Annotated in this window: 14 protein-coding genes; 3 read left to right on the plus strand and 11 right to left on the minus strand. The window is 66.9% G+C overall.

Going from position 1 to position 13,035, the window contains the following annotated elements; translation table 11 throughout:
• The 3 genes from KHC24_RS14855 to KHC24_RS14865 are packed head-to-tail and all read left to right on the plus strand — an operon-like array spanning position 1 to position 2,810.
• The gene (locus KHC24_RS14855) at positions 1-924 is read left to right on the plus strand and encodes an ABC transporter permease (RefSeq protein ID WP_213364091.1); all 924 of its coding nucleotides are present in this window, start codon (positions 1-3) and stop codon (positions 922-924) included.
• Positions 917-1,735, plus strand: a complete 819-nt coding sequence (locus tag KHC24_RS14860) for an ABC transporter permease (RefSeq protein ID WP_213364092.1) — start codon at positions 917-919, stop codon at positions 1,733-1,735. Before KHC24_RS14855 ends, KHC24_RS14860 begins: the two co-directional genes overlap by 8 nt.
• Positions 1,736-1,775: 40 nt before the next feature.
• Positions 1,776-2,810: an ABC transporter substrate-binding protein gene (locus KHC24_RS14865; RefSeq protein ID WP_213364093.1), complete on the plus strand. Its 1,035-nt coding sequence runs from the start codon at positions 1,776-1,778 to the stop codon at positions 2,808-2,810.
• A 59-nt stretch (positions 2,811-2,869) separates the two neighbouring features.
• On the opposite strand, the gene KHC24_RS14870 is transcribed toward KHC24_RS14865, so the two are convergent.
• The 11 genes from KHC24_RS14870 to KHC24_RS14920 all read right to left on the minus strand — a co-directional run bounded on the left by KHC24_RS14870 (position 2,870) and on the right by KHC24_RS14920 (position 12,956).
• Complete coding sequence (locus KHC24_RS14870; protein ID WP_271180564.1) at positions 2,870-3,292, minus strand: tetratricopeptide repeat protein; 423 nt, start codon at positions 3,290-3,292, stop codon at positions 2,870-2,872.
• A gap of 119 nt (positions 3,293-3,411) precedes the next feature.
• Entirely contained in the window at positions 3,412-4,188 is a 777-nt protein-coding gene (locus KHC24_RS14875; RefSeq protein WP_213364094.1) for an ABC transporter ATP-binding protein, read from the minus strand.
• Positions 4,185-5,264 (minus strand): ABC transporter substrate-binding protein, encoded by a 1,080-nt coding sequence (locus tag KHC24_RS14880; RefSeq protein ID WP_213364095.1) that lies wholly within the window; start codon positions 5,262-5,264, stop codon positions 4,185-4,187. Before KHC24_RS14880 ends, KHC24_RS14875 begins: the two co-directional genes overlap by 4 nt.
• A 17-nt stretch (positions 5,265-5,281) precedes the next feature.
• Positions 5,282-6,367, minus strand: a complete 1,086-nt coding sequence (locus KHC24_RS14885) for an ABC transporter substrate-binding protein (protein WP_213364096.1) — start codon at positions 6,365-6,367, stop codon at positions 5,282-5,284.
• A gap of 168 nt (positions 6,368-6,535) precedes the next feature.
• Positions 6,536-7,378 (minus strand): ABC transporter permease, encoded by an 843-nt coding sequence (locus KHC24_RS14890; protein WP_213364097.1) that lies wholly within the window; start codon positions 7,376-7,378, stop codon positions 6,536-6,538.
• A gap of 78 nt (positions 7,379-7,456) precedes the next feature.
• Positions 7,457-8,527, minus strand: a complete 1,071-nt coding sequence (locus tag KHC24_RS14895; RefSeq protein WP_246546975.1) for an ABC transporter substrate-binding protein — start codon at positions 8,525-8,527, stop codon at positions 7,457-7,459.
• 279 nt (positions 8,528-8,806) lie between these two features.
• Entirely contained in the window at positions 8,807-9,256 is a 450-nt protein-coding gene (locus tag KHC24_RS14900) for an Lrp/AsnC family transcriptional regulator (protein WP_213364098.1), read from the minus strand.
• A gap of 39 nt (positions 9,257-9,295) precedes the next feature.
• Positions 9,296-10,153 (minus strand): nitroreductase family protein, encoded by an 858-nt coding sequence (locus KHC24_RS14905; protein WP_246546977.1) that lies wholly within the window; start codon positions 10,151-10,153, stop codon positions 9,296-9,298.
• A 23-nt stretch (positions 10,154-10,176) separates the two neighbouring features.
• Entirely contained in the window at positions 10,177-10,476 is a 300-nt protein-coding gene (locus KHC24_RS14910) for a hypothetical protein (RefSeq protein ID WP_213364099.1), read from the minus strand.
• On the minus strand, positions 10,473-11,600 hold the full coding sequence (locus KHC24_RS14915; protein WP_213364100.1) for an FAD/NAD(P)-binding protein: 1,128 nt from the start codon (positions 11,598-11,600) through the stop codon (positions 10,473-10,475). The genes KHC24_RS14910 and KHC24_RS14915 overlap by 4 nt, the downstream gene beginning before the upstream one ends.
• Before the next feature lie 9 nt (positions 11,601-11,609).
• Positions 11,610-12,956, minus strand: a complete 1,347-nt coding sequence (locus KHC24_RS14920) for an LLM class flavin-dependent oxidoreductase (RefSeq protein ID WP_213364101.1) — start codon at positions 12,954-12,956, stop codon at positions 11,610-11,612.
• Positions 12,957-13,035 lie beyond the last annotated feature (79 nt).

Here is a 13,035-nt window from a genome sequence, read left to right on the forward strand (position 1 = left end):
ATGGCAACCGCGGCAGAGATCGCCAAGCGCGCCGAGCATGAAAGCATCCGCCGCCGCTGGCTGTTGTCGGCGCCGGCGCTCGTCATCGTCTTCATCGCCGCCATCGGACCGCTCTTCGTCATGCTCGCCTATTCCTTCATGGCGAAGGGCGACTATGGCGACGTGAAGTTCGGCCAATATTCGCTCGACGGCTGGTTCTCCGTGCTGTTCCAGCGCGACATGTTCGACGACACCATCACCCTGGCCGACGCGCACCTGTCGATCCTGTGGCGCTCGGTGAAGCTGTCGATCATCACCACGCTGGCAACCTTGGCGCTCGGCTTCCCGACCGCCTATTTCATCGCCACGCGGCCGCGCAGTTCCCGGGAAATCTGGGTGTTCCTCATCACCATCCCGTTCTGGACCAACCTGCTCATCCGCACCTTCGCCATGCAGCAGGTGATCCGTAACGAGGGCATCCTCAACACCGTGCTGCGGGCGCTCGGCATCATCGATCAGCCGCTGCAGATCATGTACACCGACTGGGCGATCCTGTTCGGCATGGTCTATGTCTATCTGCCGCTGATGGTGCTGCCGCTCTATGCCAGCATGGAAAAGCTCGATTTCCGGCTGATCGAGGCCGGCTACGACCTCTACGCCAGCCGCTGGGCGGTGCTGCGGCGTATCATCATTCCGCTGGTCAAGCCCGGCATCGTCGCCGGCTCGATCCTGGTCTTCGTGCCCTCGCTCGGTGCCTATGTGATTCCGCGCGTCCTGGGCGGCGGCAAGAACCTGATGCTCGGCAACCTCATCGAGCTGCAGTTCGGCGCCGGCCGCAACTGGCCGCTCGGCGCCGCCATCTCCATCACCCTGATGGTGCTGGTGATGGTCGCCATGCTTTTCTATGTGCGCAACGCGTCGCGCTCGGGGGCGGGACATGGCTGAAATCCGCGTAAACAAACCCCGCTTCGACATTCGCGCCCTGCCCGGCTTTGCCTTCCTCGCGCTGTTCACCTTCGCACTGCTGTATCTGCCGATCATCACGCTGGTGGCCTACGCCTTCAACGGCTCGGAGTCGCTGACCGCCTGGGGCGGCCTCTCCTTGCGCTGGTTCGCCGACGCCGCCGCCAATACGGCGGTGCAGGATGCCGCCTGGCGCTCGCTCGTCATTGCGCTGAGCGCCGCCATCTTTGCCACGACCGCCGCGACCATGGCGGCGATCGCCACCACGCGCACCGCCGCCTATCGCGGGCTCGGGGTCAAATATGCCTTCATCAACCTGCCGTTGATGGTGCCGGAGATAGTCACGGCGGTCGCGCTCCTCATCGTGTTCGCACGCGTCAAGGTATGGACCGGCTATTCCGGGCTCGGCTATCTGATCCTCGCCCATACCGCTTTCTGCATCCCCTTCGCCTACCTGCCGATTCGCGCACGGCTCGAAGGCATGGACAGCGCGCTCGAACGCGCCGCCGCCGATCTCTACGCGACGCCATGGAACGTGTTCCGCCGGGTGACGCTGCCGCTGCTGCGCCCGGGCATGATCGCCGGCTTCATGCTGGCCTTCGTCATCTCGCTCGACGACGTGGTCATCAGCGAGTTCGTGAAGTCCGGCGGGCAGGACACGCTGCCGACCTACATGCTCGGCCAGCTCCGCCGCACGGTGACTCCCGAGGTCAACGCCATCGCCACCGCCTTCCTCGCCTTGTCGGTGCTGCTGGTGACAGTCTTCTTCTTCATTAACCGCAAGAAGACCTGACGAAACCAGGTCTAACGACAACCTGACGGAGACGGGAACCATGAACTGGAAGATGACGGCCGCAGGCGCGATGCTCGCGATCCTCGGCTTTGCCGGCAGTGCCGCGGCCGAAGGCGCGCTCAACATCTACAATTGGGGCGATTACACCAGCCCCGAGATGATCAAGAAGTTCGAAGACAAGTACAAAGTCAAAGTCACCGTCACCGACTACGATTCCAACGACACCGCGCTCGCCAAGGTGCGCGCCGGCGGCCACGGCTTCGACATCGTCGTGCCCTCGGCCAATTACGTGCCGATTTGGGTCAAGGAAGGCCTGCTGCTCGAGGCGCGGCCGGACCAGATGTCGAACTTCAAGAATGTCGACGAGCGCTGGGTGAACGTGCCGTGGGATCCGGGCCGGCACTACACCACGCCCTGGCAGTGGGGCCTGACCGGCGTCGGCGTCAACAAGAAGGTCTATGGCGGCGACATCAACACCGCCAAGGTCATCCTTGACCCGCCGCCAGAACTGGCGGGCAAGATCAACGTCGCCCCTGAGATGAACGACGTCTTGTTTCTCACCATCAAATATCTCGGCGGAAACTGGTGCACCGCCGACAAGGAATTGTTGAAGAAGGTGCGCGACACCCTTGTCGCGGCCAAGTCTAAATGGCTGGCGATGGACTATTCCGTCACCGAGAAGCTGCCATCTGGCGACTATGCCGGCGTCTATTACTGGAACGGCGCGGTGATGCGCGCGCGGATGAAGAATCCCGACATCGCCTTCGGCTATCCGAAGGAGGGCTTTCCCTTCTTCATGGACAGCGTGGCGATCCTCAAGGACGCCAAGAATGTCGAGAACGCCAAGCTGTTCATGAACTTCATCATGGAGCCGGAAAACGCGGCACTGATCTCGTCCTTTGCCAAATATGCCAATGGAATCAAGGGCTCGGCCGAGTTCATGCCCGCCGAGATGAAGAGCGCGCCCGAACTGGTGGTGCCGGCTGAGTTCGAGAAGGCCGGTGAGTTCCTCACCGCCTGCCCGCCGGAAGTCAGCGAGCTTTATACCCGCATCTGGACCGACGTGAACAAGTGACCTGACGCGAGAGGCCGGGCAATGCCCGGCCTCTCTTCCACAGGTGATCCGCGCCCCGCCTATTCCTTGCCGCCCGCCTCCGCATAAGCCTTGCGCAGCGTGTCGAGCTCGGGGCAGCCAGTGCGGCAAAAGATTCTGAGGGTGACGAGGTTCTCCCGCGCCTTGTCGAGCCTGCCGATGGCAAGAAACAATTCCCCTTGATATTCAATGGCCTGACGGTGGGTCGGGTCGAAATACAGCGCCTCGCGGTACCAGCGGTCCGCCTCGTCGTAGCGCTTGAGGTTGCGCAGGCTGTAGCCGAGCAGGTTGAACACATCGGCATGGCGCACCCGGGTCGCGAGATCGCCCAATTCGGACGCCGCCTTCTCATAGTCCCCCGAATAGATCAGTGCGCGGATGGGCGCGAGGTCCGGGAGGGCGTCGGAAGGCGGGGTATCGACAGCCCCCGCCGCGCTGGCCGCCCCCACCACCAGCGCCAGCACCGCACCTCGGACGAGCCTGCGCCAGCCTCGGCCGCCAGTAGGGTGAGGTGTACGATGAGACCGAAACCGGACTAGCGCTGTCCGATCAGGCCGAAACGCCCATGGCATGGCCGACCCGCTCATGCCGCCGCCACGTGCACGGCGTAGTCGCCCATCTCGCGCAGGATATCCCGCTTGATCGCCGCGAAGGCGGCGCTGCCGCGGTCGCGTTGATGCGGCAGGTCGACGGTGATCTCCCTGACGATGCGGCCGGGATTGGCGGTCATCACCAGCACCCGGTCGCTGAGATAGATCGCCTCGTCGACGTCGTGGGTCACCAGGATCATGGTGGTCTTCTCGATCCGCCAGATGCTGAGCAGTTCCTCCTGCAGCCGCAGCCGCGTCAGCGCGTCCAGCGCCCCGAGCGGCTCGTCGAGCAGCAGGATCTCCGGCCGGCCGACCAGGCCGCGGGCGATGGCGGCGCGCTGCGCCATGCCGCCGGAGAGCTGGTAGGGATAGACCTTCTCGAAGCCGCGCAGCCCCACCAGCGCGATGTGCTCGGCGATGGTGCGCTTCTTCTCCTCGCCGCTCAGGCCGGCATTCTCCAGACTGAGGCCGATATTCTGCTCCAGCGTCAGCCAGGGAAGCAGGCGGTGGTCCTGAAAGACGATGCCGCGATCGAGGCTGGTTCCCCGGATCGGTTCTCCATGCAGGCGGATGGTGCCGGAATAGTCGTCGTCGAGCCCGACCACCAGCCGCAGGATGGTCGACTTGCCGCAGCCGCTCGGCCCGACGATGGACACGAACTCGCCGTCGGCGACATCGATGTTGATGTGGTCGAGGATCTTCAGCGGACGGCCGTCGACGTCGTAATGCTTCTCGACGTCGTGGATTTCGAGATTGCCGCGTGCGGTCATGAGGGAAGAGACTCCAGCGCTTCGTCGAGATAGGAGGCGTCGGCCCAGTCGCGGCTGTCGAAATCGCGGCTGATGTAGCCGTGCTCGACCAGGAAGCGCTTCTGCAGGTCGATGCCGGCGAGCTTGCGCGGCGTCAGCGCCGGCAGGAAATCGGTGCCGGCGATGGCGGCGGCGGTGTCGGCAACGCTCGGGTGATAGGTGACGCGGTGAAGGATCGCCGCGCCGGCCTCGCGATTGCCGTCGAGCCAGCGCGCCGCCCGCACCGTGGCGCGCAGGAAGGCGACGACGATGTCGCGGTTCGCCCTGGCGAAGTCGGTGTTCACGGTCAGCGCATAGGGGCTGTTGGAAACCTGCAGCGCCCAGTCGGGATGGCGGGAGAAATCCTCCACCTGCTTGAACCCGCCGGTCCGTTCCAGCCCCAGCGCGCGGCCGTGGCTGGCGAAGATGGCATCGATCTCGCCGGCTTCCAGCGCCCGCGCCTCGGGCGTGAAGACGAGATCGCCGCGCCGCTTCGCCCATAATTCGGACGGACGCGATGCCTCGCCGAAGCCGCGGTCGTCATTGGCGATATCGACGATCTCCACATCGGCGCGGGACAGGCCGGCGAGCGCCAGCGCTTTCAGGATGCCCTGCTCGGAGGTCGCCCGCCACCAGTCGATCCTGGCGGGATTGGCGCTCCGCGACAGCCCGAAGCGCCGGCCCTTCAGCGCCGCAACGCTGCGGGCGGCATCGTCGGCCCGCACCACGATGGTGCCGCCGTGCTGCGTTTCGGTGAGGCCGATCAGCGTGGTATCGACATTGTCGGCCTTGGCCCAGATCGAGGGGATGTTGCCGCCGTCGCGGAACAGATGCGCGAAGCGGTGGCTGAAATGCGGGAGGTAGCCCTGCTCCACCGGGAGCGAGCGCAGATAGGACAGCGACGCGCCGATCTTGCGCAGCTCTTCCTCGATCCAGCCGAACTCCTGCGCCACATTGGACGCCACGAAAGTCGGGCAGATGGTGTACCAGGCTTCGCGGGCGCCGACCTTGACGGGGGCGGGCGCGGAAGCCGAAGGGCGTTCGAGAATATCGATCATGATCTCCGTCCCCCGCATCAGCCGCGCCGCAGCGACGTGAGGGCTTCTTCCAGATAGGAAGAATCCGCCCATTCGTTCACGTCGACATCATTGGCGATGTAGCCATGCGCACGCAGGAAATCGGTCTCGATGCGCAGCCCGGCAAGGTTCTGCTTCGACAGGTTCGGCACCAGATCGAAGTCGCGCAACGCGCGGGCGATGGCGTCGCGGTCGGCATAGATGGTGGTGCGGTAGAAGATGTCCGCCGCCGCCTCCGGATGGGCGTTGATCCAGCGGCCGGCACGGATGGCGGCGCGCAGCCAGGCCACCACGATGTCGCGATTGGCCTCGGCGAACTCGCGGCTCACCGTGAGGGTGCGCGGGGCATTGGCGATGCGCAGCGTCCAGTCCGGGTAGCGATCAAGATCCTCGATCACCCGGAAGCGGCCGGTCTGGGTGAGGCGGATGTCGACGCCGATGGAGTAATCGTAGATGGCGTCGATGGTGCCGGCGTCCAGCGCCCTCGCCTCCAGCATCAGCTCGTCCTGCCTGGTGGCGCGGCGCTGCGCCCAGATGCCGGCCGGGGTATCGGCGAGGCTTTCGGTGTGAGCGTCGGCGTCCTCGATATCGACGATCTCCACATCCTTGGCGGAGAGTCCGTGCAGGGCCAATGCGGCGAGGATGCCGTGCTCGCCGGTGGCGCGGCGATGGTCGATCTTCTCGTTGCGCTGGCTCTTATAGAGGCCGAAGCGGCGACCCTTGAGATCGGCGACGCGGTGGATGTCGGAATCGGTACGCACCAGCACCTTGCCGGCCGGTTGCGCCTGGGTGAGGCCGAGCAGCACGGTGGGGCGCAGATCGGCCTTCGACCAGATCGCCGGGCTGTTGCCGCCATCGCGCAGCAGCCGGTCGGAATCGTGGCTGTAATGCGCCGGCCAGGCGACGTCGGAGAGCGCCGAGCGCAGATAGGTCGGCTTCGCCCCGACGCGGGCCAGCTCATCATGGATCCAGCCGAGTTCCAGCGCCACGTTGGACGCCACCAGAACCGGGCAGATGGTGTAGATCAGCTCGCGCAGCAGCGGTTGCGCATGGGCTGCGATGGAACGGTCGACGGCGATGGTCATGGCGGGGATCCTTTGCCGGATGTTGGGGGACTCCCTCTCCGCGACGGGGAGAGGGCTGGGGTGAGGGGTCTTCGACGCTTCCCGAGCGCGTCTCCCCTCACCGACCCGCTGCGCGGGGCACCTCTCCCCAATGGGGAGAGGGAAAGACAGCAGGTGCTGCTCGGCTCCTCAGCCCTCGAAGCCCTGCTTCCAGCGCAGCACGAAGCGTTGCAGCAGCAGCATCAGCCGATCGATGGCGAAGCCGACGACGCCGATGATGACCATGCAGACGATCAGCTGGTCGGTCATCAAGAGGTTCTGGGCGCGGAAGATCAGGTAGCCGAGGCCCTCCTGCCCGCTCAGGCCTTCGGCGGTGACCACCAGCGCCCAGGCGACGCCGGCGGCGTAGCGCAGGCTGACCATGATGCTGGGCACCGCGCTCGGGATCACCACGCGGCGGATCAGTTGCGAGCGGGTGAGGGTGAGCACCTTGGCGAGCTCGATATGGCTCTTCTCGACATTGCGGATGCCCTGCAGCGTGTTGAGGAACACCGGGAAGAACACCGACTTGCCGATGACGAGGATCTGCGCCGGGGCGCCGAGGCCGAGCCACAGCACGATGAGCGGCAGCCAGGCGACGCCGGGAATGTGGCGGATGCTGTCGAAGGTGGGACCGAAGAAGCGCTCGACGTTCGACGACAGCCCCGCCGCCACGCCGAGTACCACCGCGGCGATGGAGCCGTAGACGAAGGCCTGGCTGACGATGTTGATCGAGCGCAGGAAGTCCTGATGCAGCGACTGGCGCGTCACCATGGCGACGAAGGCTTCCACCGTCGCCAGCGGCGAGGGCAGGAACACCGCCGGCACCCAGGCGAGCCAGGAGGCCAGCGACCAGGCGATCAGAAGCCCTATCGGCAGGATGATGCCGATAAAGCGGCGGCCGGCGGGACGGCGCGCCGCGCGGGCCGAAGACGGGGTCTGCGCACCCGTATAGGGGCGGACGCCGAAAGTGGAGGTGGTTGCGTCGGTCATGATGATGCCGGCTCGCCTTTGGCGGCCGCCACGCCGCGGACGGTGGAACCGCCCCGGCGTGGCGTGGTCCGCTCCGCGTCAGTAGATGGAATATTCGCCGCCCTTGAAGAACTTGCCGTCGACGAAGGTGGCGATGTCCTGCTGGCTCAGCTTGCGGTCGGTGAAGACGTCGTCGCCATGGGCGATGTACCAGTCCTGGAACTCGCTGATGGCGTGGCGGACATTGTCGGCCGAGGTGTCGCCGGCGATGAACTCGTAGCCCGACGGGTCGACGATCTGGAACTTGGCGATGTTGACCGGCACGCGGGTGCCCTTGGAGATGATCGCCGCCGCCTCGTCGACATTGTCCTGGATCCACGCCGTGGCGCGGCGATAGGAGATCAGGAAGGCCTTCACCGCCTCGGGATACTGCTCGGCGAAATCGCGCATGGCGAAGAACGAGACGCGGCCGGCGCCATTCTCATAGACGCCCTTCTCCACCGTGCGGCCGACGATCTTCACCTTGCCGGAGAGATAGAGCGCGGCGCCGGAATTGTTGCCGATATGGGTGGCGAGCCCGTCCACGGCGCCGGAGAGCAACGCCGCATTGCGGGCGCCGTTGTTCTCCACCCCCTCATAGCGGATCTTGCCGGCCTTCAGGCGGGTGTCGAGCGGCAGGCCGGCAGCCTCGAAGGATTCGAACACCGAGGTGTAGGAGCAGCCGATGCGGTTGGAGCCGTAGACCTTGCCCTCCATGTCGGCGATGGAGTTGATCTCGTTATTGTCGGCGCGGGCGAGCAGCGGCGTGCGGTACTTGTTCGACGCTTCCGACACCCAGACCACCACGGCATCGAGGCCGTTGGCCCGGTGCGCGGTAGCGGGATAGAGCATGCGCTGGGCGATGGCGATGGAACCGCGGTTGAGGCCGGCGGATTCGGCGCCCGACAGCTCGGCGGCGCCGGAGGCGATGAGATTGACCTCCTTGACGCCGATCTTGTCGAATTCCTCCTTGAAGATGCCCTTCTCCTGCGCCACCACCGACCAGGGATTGAGCTGGAGGTTGACGAAGGTCAGCGGCTCGGCGGCGCTCGCCAGCGGCGCGGAGACCGCGAGCGCGGCGGCGACCAGCGCCGCCTTGCCGAGGCAGGCCCCGAGGAATTTGCCGCGCAAGATTCTGGATGAGACCCTGGGCGAAATCTTGCTCGAAACCTTGCTCGAAACCTTGCCGAAGCCGCGCCCAGCGGCCGAACCCAACCTTTTTTCCACGTCCGTCTCCGTATTTAAACGTCGCCTGAAAGATGATCACGTGACGTTAAGCAGAACGGTCAGAAACGGAAACAGATCTTCATCCAATGAATCCGTCAGATGGAGAAATTTATACTCAATAAATGGCCCAGTAAGGATTCAGCATCCGATCGCATGCCGTAGAGTTGCGGCATCGACGGGGGGTCAGAACGGCAGGACGGTTCGCGACGAAAGCACCTCCATCGAGAAGCGCGACGTGACGTTCTTGGGCGAGGCGCCCTCGATCAGGCGATTGTAGAAATCGTCATAGGCCTGCATGTCGGGCACGACGACGCGCAGCAGGTAATCGATGTCGCCGGCCATGCGGTAGGAATCCATCACCTCCGGCATCGATTGCACGAGGCGGCGGAAATTGGCCGCCCATTCGCGGGTGTGGTTGATCGCCTCCACCGCCACGAAGGCGGTGAGGCCGAGCCCGACCTTGCGCGAATCCACCAGCGCCACCCGGCCCTTGATGATGCCTTCCGCCTCCATCTTGCGGATGCGGTTCCAGCACGGCGTCTGCGACAGGTTCACCAGCCGAGCGATCTCGGCAATGGGCTTCGAGGCGTCGGCCTGCAGGATGCGCAGGATATTGTGGTCGATCTTGTCCATTCCCCTCCTTCCCGCCGCCCCCGGCGGGGCGGCTTGTCGTCACTTGAACGGGAAACCCAGCGCCTCGAGCTGGCGGCGCAGCACGTGCCGCCCCTTCAGCGAGGCGACGGCGTGCAGCCTCTGCAGCGCCAGCCGCGTCCAGGGCGTGGCGTCGAGCCCCTGCTCGGCGCGGAACGCCAAAGCGTGCCGGTCGGCGCGGGCCAGCGCCTCATCCTCGCCGACGGTCGAATAGACGTCGCGGTGCAGGATGCCCGGCTGCGGAATGCGCGGCTTGACGTCGGTCGCCACCGCCGGGTCCGGCCGGCCAATGGCGAGACCGACCACGGCATAGGCGCGCGGCGGCAGCTTGAGCACATGCGCCACCGCGGCGGCATCGTTGCGCAGCGCGCCGATATAGACCGCGCCGAGCCCGAGCGACTGGGCCGCCACCAGCGTATTCTGCGCCGCGAAGGCGGCATCGAGCGAGGCGATGAGGAAGCTCTCGGTATAGTCGAGCCCGTCGCTGGTGAGGCCCTCGCGCTCGGCGAGGCGCTGCACGCGGGAGAGATCGGCGACGAAGACGAAGAACAGCCCGGCGGTCTCGATATGCTTCTGGTTGCCGGCGATGGCGGCAAGCTGCGCCCGCAGCGCCGGGTCCTCGACGGAGACGATGCTCAGGGCCTGCACATTGGAGGAGCTCGGCGCCGACTGCGCCGCCGCCACCAGCACCTCCCGCGTGCCCTCGGCGAGCGGCTCGGGCGAGAAGGCGCGCACCGAACGGTGGTTCAGCAGCACGGAAAGCGTCTCGCTCCAGGGCAGCCCGGCAGCGGCGGCCGGCTCGCGATAGCGCTTCTGCAGCGCCTCGGGCGCCACGGCCTCGGCGTCACGGAAATGCTCGGCAGGAGTGATCTCGTTCATGGTCTTGTCTCCGAATGGGATTTTCAGGCCACCTGCCGGGCCGCCGCCTCGGCCCGGTGGGCGAGGAGGACGGCCAGCCGGGTGGCCTGGTCGATCTGCTCCTTGAGCGAGCTTGCCTCGAACAGCTCGCCGCGCAAGGGATGGCCGACCGCGAACAGCGTGTCGGAGATGCGTCCCTCGCTGTCGACGAGCGCCAGCGTCGCCGGATCCGCCCGCACGCCGACGCCCACGGGGTGCGGCACGGCATGGCCCCGGCGCAACAAGTTGCGCACCAGCGGGTCGTCGATGCGGGTCCAGTCGAACTCGAAGCCGAGGCTGCTCACCACCCGATCGGCGTCGAGGTGAAGCGGCGCGCCGCCGCCCTTGGGACGCAGGACGGCGCGCAGACCGGCGCGCAGACCGGCGTCGCCCGGCTCGATCCCGGTGACGGTGCCGGCCAGATGGCGCAGCCGGCCCTCGGCCTGCGCCCGGGCGAAGAACGCGTAGGAGGACGGCGCGCCCCGGTGCATGGCGAGGTTCCAATAGGGCAGCAGGCGGCGAGCCAGCCGGGTCCGCTCGCGATTGGCGAGCCCGGCCCAGATCGCCGCCGCATGCTGGCGGAACAGCGGCGGCAGGCTCTGCCAGTCGCCCCCGCCGCCGCCACGGCCCGGCGCTCGCACCGGATCCAGCGCAGCACCGAGCGCGCATCGCGCGGCAGCTCGCCCGCCTGCGGCGTGCCGGGCCATGGCGCGACCTCGCGGCGCGGCGCCACCAGCAGCCCCCGGCGGGAGACCACGGTGTAGCGGCCGCGAAAGCCGCGCTTCTCCAGGCTCACCACCGCATCCAGCATCGACAGGCCGGAGCCGAGCAGCAGGACATCGGCGGCGGCCTCGACACCCGCGAAGGCATCGGCGGCGAAGATGTCGCTGACATAGGCCGGATGGCCGAGAAGCCCGACGGCGAGCGCTGGCTCGCGGCGGTGCAGCCCGGTGGCCAGCACCACCCGCCCGGCGGCAAGCGCGGCGCCGGAGGCCAGCGTGAGCGTGTGGCCGTCGACATCGACCACCCGGTCGCGGCGATGGGTGAAGCGTACCCGTCCGCCCGCCCTCCTCACCGCTTCCGCCAGTTCGCGTTCGAGATAGGCGCCGTAAAGCGCACGCGGCGGCGATGCCTGGGCGATGTCGCCAGCCGGCGGCGCCCAGCGCCCGGCTTCGGCCTCGGCGCTCAGCCAGTCGAGGAAATGCCGTTCCGGCTGGTTCTCGTGCAGGGCGAAGCCGCCGGCAAGGCCGTTGACGACGTGATCGGGCTCGCTCGTGGCATAGGCGATGCCGCGGCCGAGCCGAGCCGCCGGCTCGACCACCGTCAGGTCGAGCCGGCCGGTGCTGGAGGCGATGAGGCGCAGCGCGGTCACCGCGCCGGCGAAGCCGCCGCCGACGATGGCGATGCTGTGGGGATCCGGGAGCGTCATAGCGGCCGTTCAGGCGCTGGCGCGCAGATGATCGCCGGCGAAGCGGCTGTCGGGACGCGGCAGGCCGTAATGGTCGCGCAGGGTGCGGCCGCGATATTCGGTGCGGAACAGACTGCGCCGGCGCAGCAGCGGCACCACTTCGTCGGCGAACGCGTCGAACCCGCCGGTCAGCCAGGGCGGCATGATGTTGAAGCCGTCCGCCGCGCCGTTCTCGAACCATTGCTGGATCTCATCGGCGATGCGCTCCGGCGTGCCGGCGAGAACGAAGTGGCCGCGCCCTCCGGCGAGGCGGTTGATCAGCTGGCGGATGGTCGGGTTCTCGCGGTCGAGAATGCCGACGATGAGCTGGAAGCGGCTCGCCGCGCCGATGGTGCCGTCGATATCGAGCAGATGGCGCGGGAACGGGCCGTCGAGATCGTAGCCCGACAGGTCGATGCCGGTCATGCGCAGCAGCTGGTGCAGCGAATATTCCGGCTGGATCAGCTCGTTGAACTCGTCCTCCAGCGCCTTCGCCTCCGCCTCGGTCGAGCCGATGAAGGGGCTGAGGCCGGGCAGCACCTTGATGTGCTCGGGACGGCGGCCGAGCGCGCTCGCGCGCGCCTTGATGTCGGCATAGAAGGCCTGCGCGCTGCCGAGCGTCTGGTGCGCGGTGAAGATCGCCTCGGCATAGTGGGCGGCGAAGGAGCGGCCATCCTCGGAAGAGCCGGCCTGGACATAGACCGGGCGTCCCTGCGGCGTGCGCGGCGCGTTGAGCGCGCCCTTCACCCGGAAATGCTTGCCGACATGCTCGATGGGGTGGATGCGGGCGGTGTCGGCGAACAGTCCGCTCGCCTGGTCGGCGACCACGGCCTCGTCCTCCCAGCTGTCCCACAGCTTGGTGACCACCTCGACGAATTCCCGGCTCCGCTCATAGCGCTCGGCATGCACCGGATGCTCTGCGAGGCCGAAATTCTGCGAAGCGGCGGCCTGCGAGGTGGTGACGATGTTCCAGCCGGCGCGGCCGCCGCTCAGATGATCCAGCGAGGCGAACAGCCGGGCGAGGTTGTAGGGCTCGTTATAGGTGGTGGAGGCGGTGGCGATCAGCCCGATATGGCTGGTCACCGCGCCGATGGCGGCCAGCCAGGTGATGGGCTCGACCCGGTAGCGGGCGGCGTAGCGGATATTGTCGGCGAGCACCGGGCCATCGGCGAAGAACAGCGAATCGATGGTGGCGGCCTCGGCGCGTTTGGCGAGGTCCTGGTAATAGGCGATGTCGTTGAGCCGGCTGATGTCCGTGCCCTTGTAGCGCCAGGCGGCCTCGTGATGGCCGCCGGGATAGACGAAGAAGTTAAGCGACAATTGGCGGCGCTGGCTCATGGCACTTCACCCTGTGAGACGATTGGCGGCCCCCGAGGGCGCGTGTCGACATAGCTCGCCATCGGGCGCCGCCATTGTC

Origin of the sequence: Ancylobacter defluvii (assembly GCF_018390605.1) — a bacterium.
In the GTDB taxonomy this organism is placed as follows: domain Bacteria; phylum Pseudomonadota; class Alphaproteobacteria; order Rhizobiales; family Xanthobacteraceae; genus Ancylobacter; species Ancylobacter defluvii.

Coding starts and splice junctions, on each gene's coding strand:
- KHC24_RS14855 (WP_213364091.1), top strand. CDS start 1: ATGGCAACCGCGGCAGAGATCGCCAAGCGCGCCGAGCATGAAAGCATC.
- KHC24_RS14890 (WP_213364097.1), bottom strand. CDS start 7,378: ATGACCGACGCAACCACCTCCACTTTCGGCGTCCGCCCCTATACGGGT.
- KHC24_RS14860 (WP_213364092.1), top strand. CDS start 917: ATGGCTGAAATCCGCGTAAACAAACCCCGCTTCGACATTCGCGCCCTG.
- KHC24_RS14905 (WP_246546977.1), bottom strand. CDS start 10,153: ATGAACGAGATCACTCCTGCCGAGCATTTCCGTGACGCCGAGGCCGTG.
- KHC24_RS14900 (WP_213364098.1), bottom strand. CDS start 9,256: ATGGACAAGATCGACCACAATATCCTGCGCATCCTGCAGGCCGACGCC.
- KHC24_RS14885 (WP_213364096.1), bottom strand. CDS start 6,367: ATGACCATCGCCGTCGACCGTTCCATCGCAGCCCATGCGCAACCGCTG.
- KHC24_RS14875 (WP_213364094.1), bottom strand. CDS start 4,188: ATGACCGCACGCGGCAATCTCGAAATCCACGACGTCGAGAAGCATTAC.
- KHC24_RS14880 (WP_213364095.1), bottom strand. CDS start 5,264: ATGATCGATATTCTCGAACGCCCTTCGGCTTCCGCGCCCGCCCCCGTC.
- KHC24_RS14920 (WP_213364101.1), bottom strand. CDS start 12,956: ATGAGCCAGCGCCGCCAATTGTCGCTTAACTTCTTCGTCTATCCCGGC.
- KHC24_RS14865 (WP_213364093.1), top strand. CDS start 1,776: ATGAACTGGAAGATGACGGCCGCAGGCGCGATGCTCGCGATCCTCGGC.
- KHC24_RS14915 (WP_213364100.1), bottom strand. CDS start 11,600: ATGACGCTCCCGGATCCCCACAGCATCGCCATCGTCGGCGGCGGCTTC.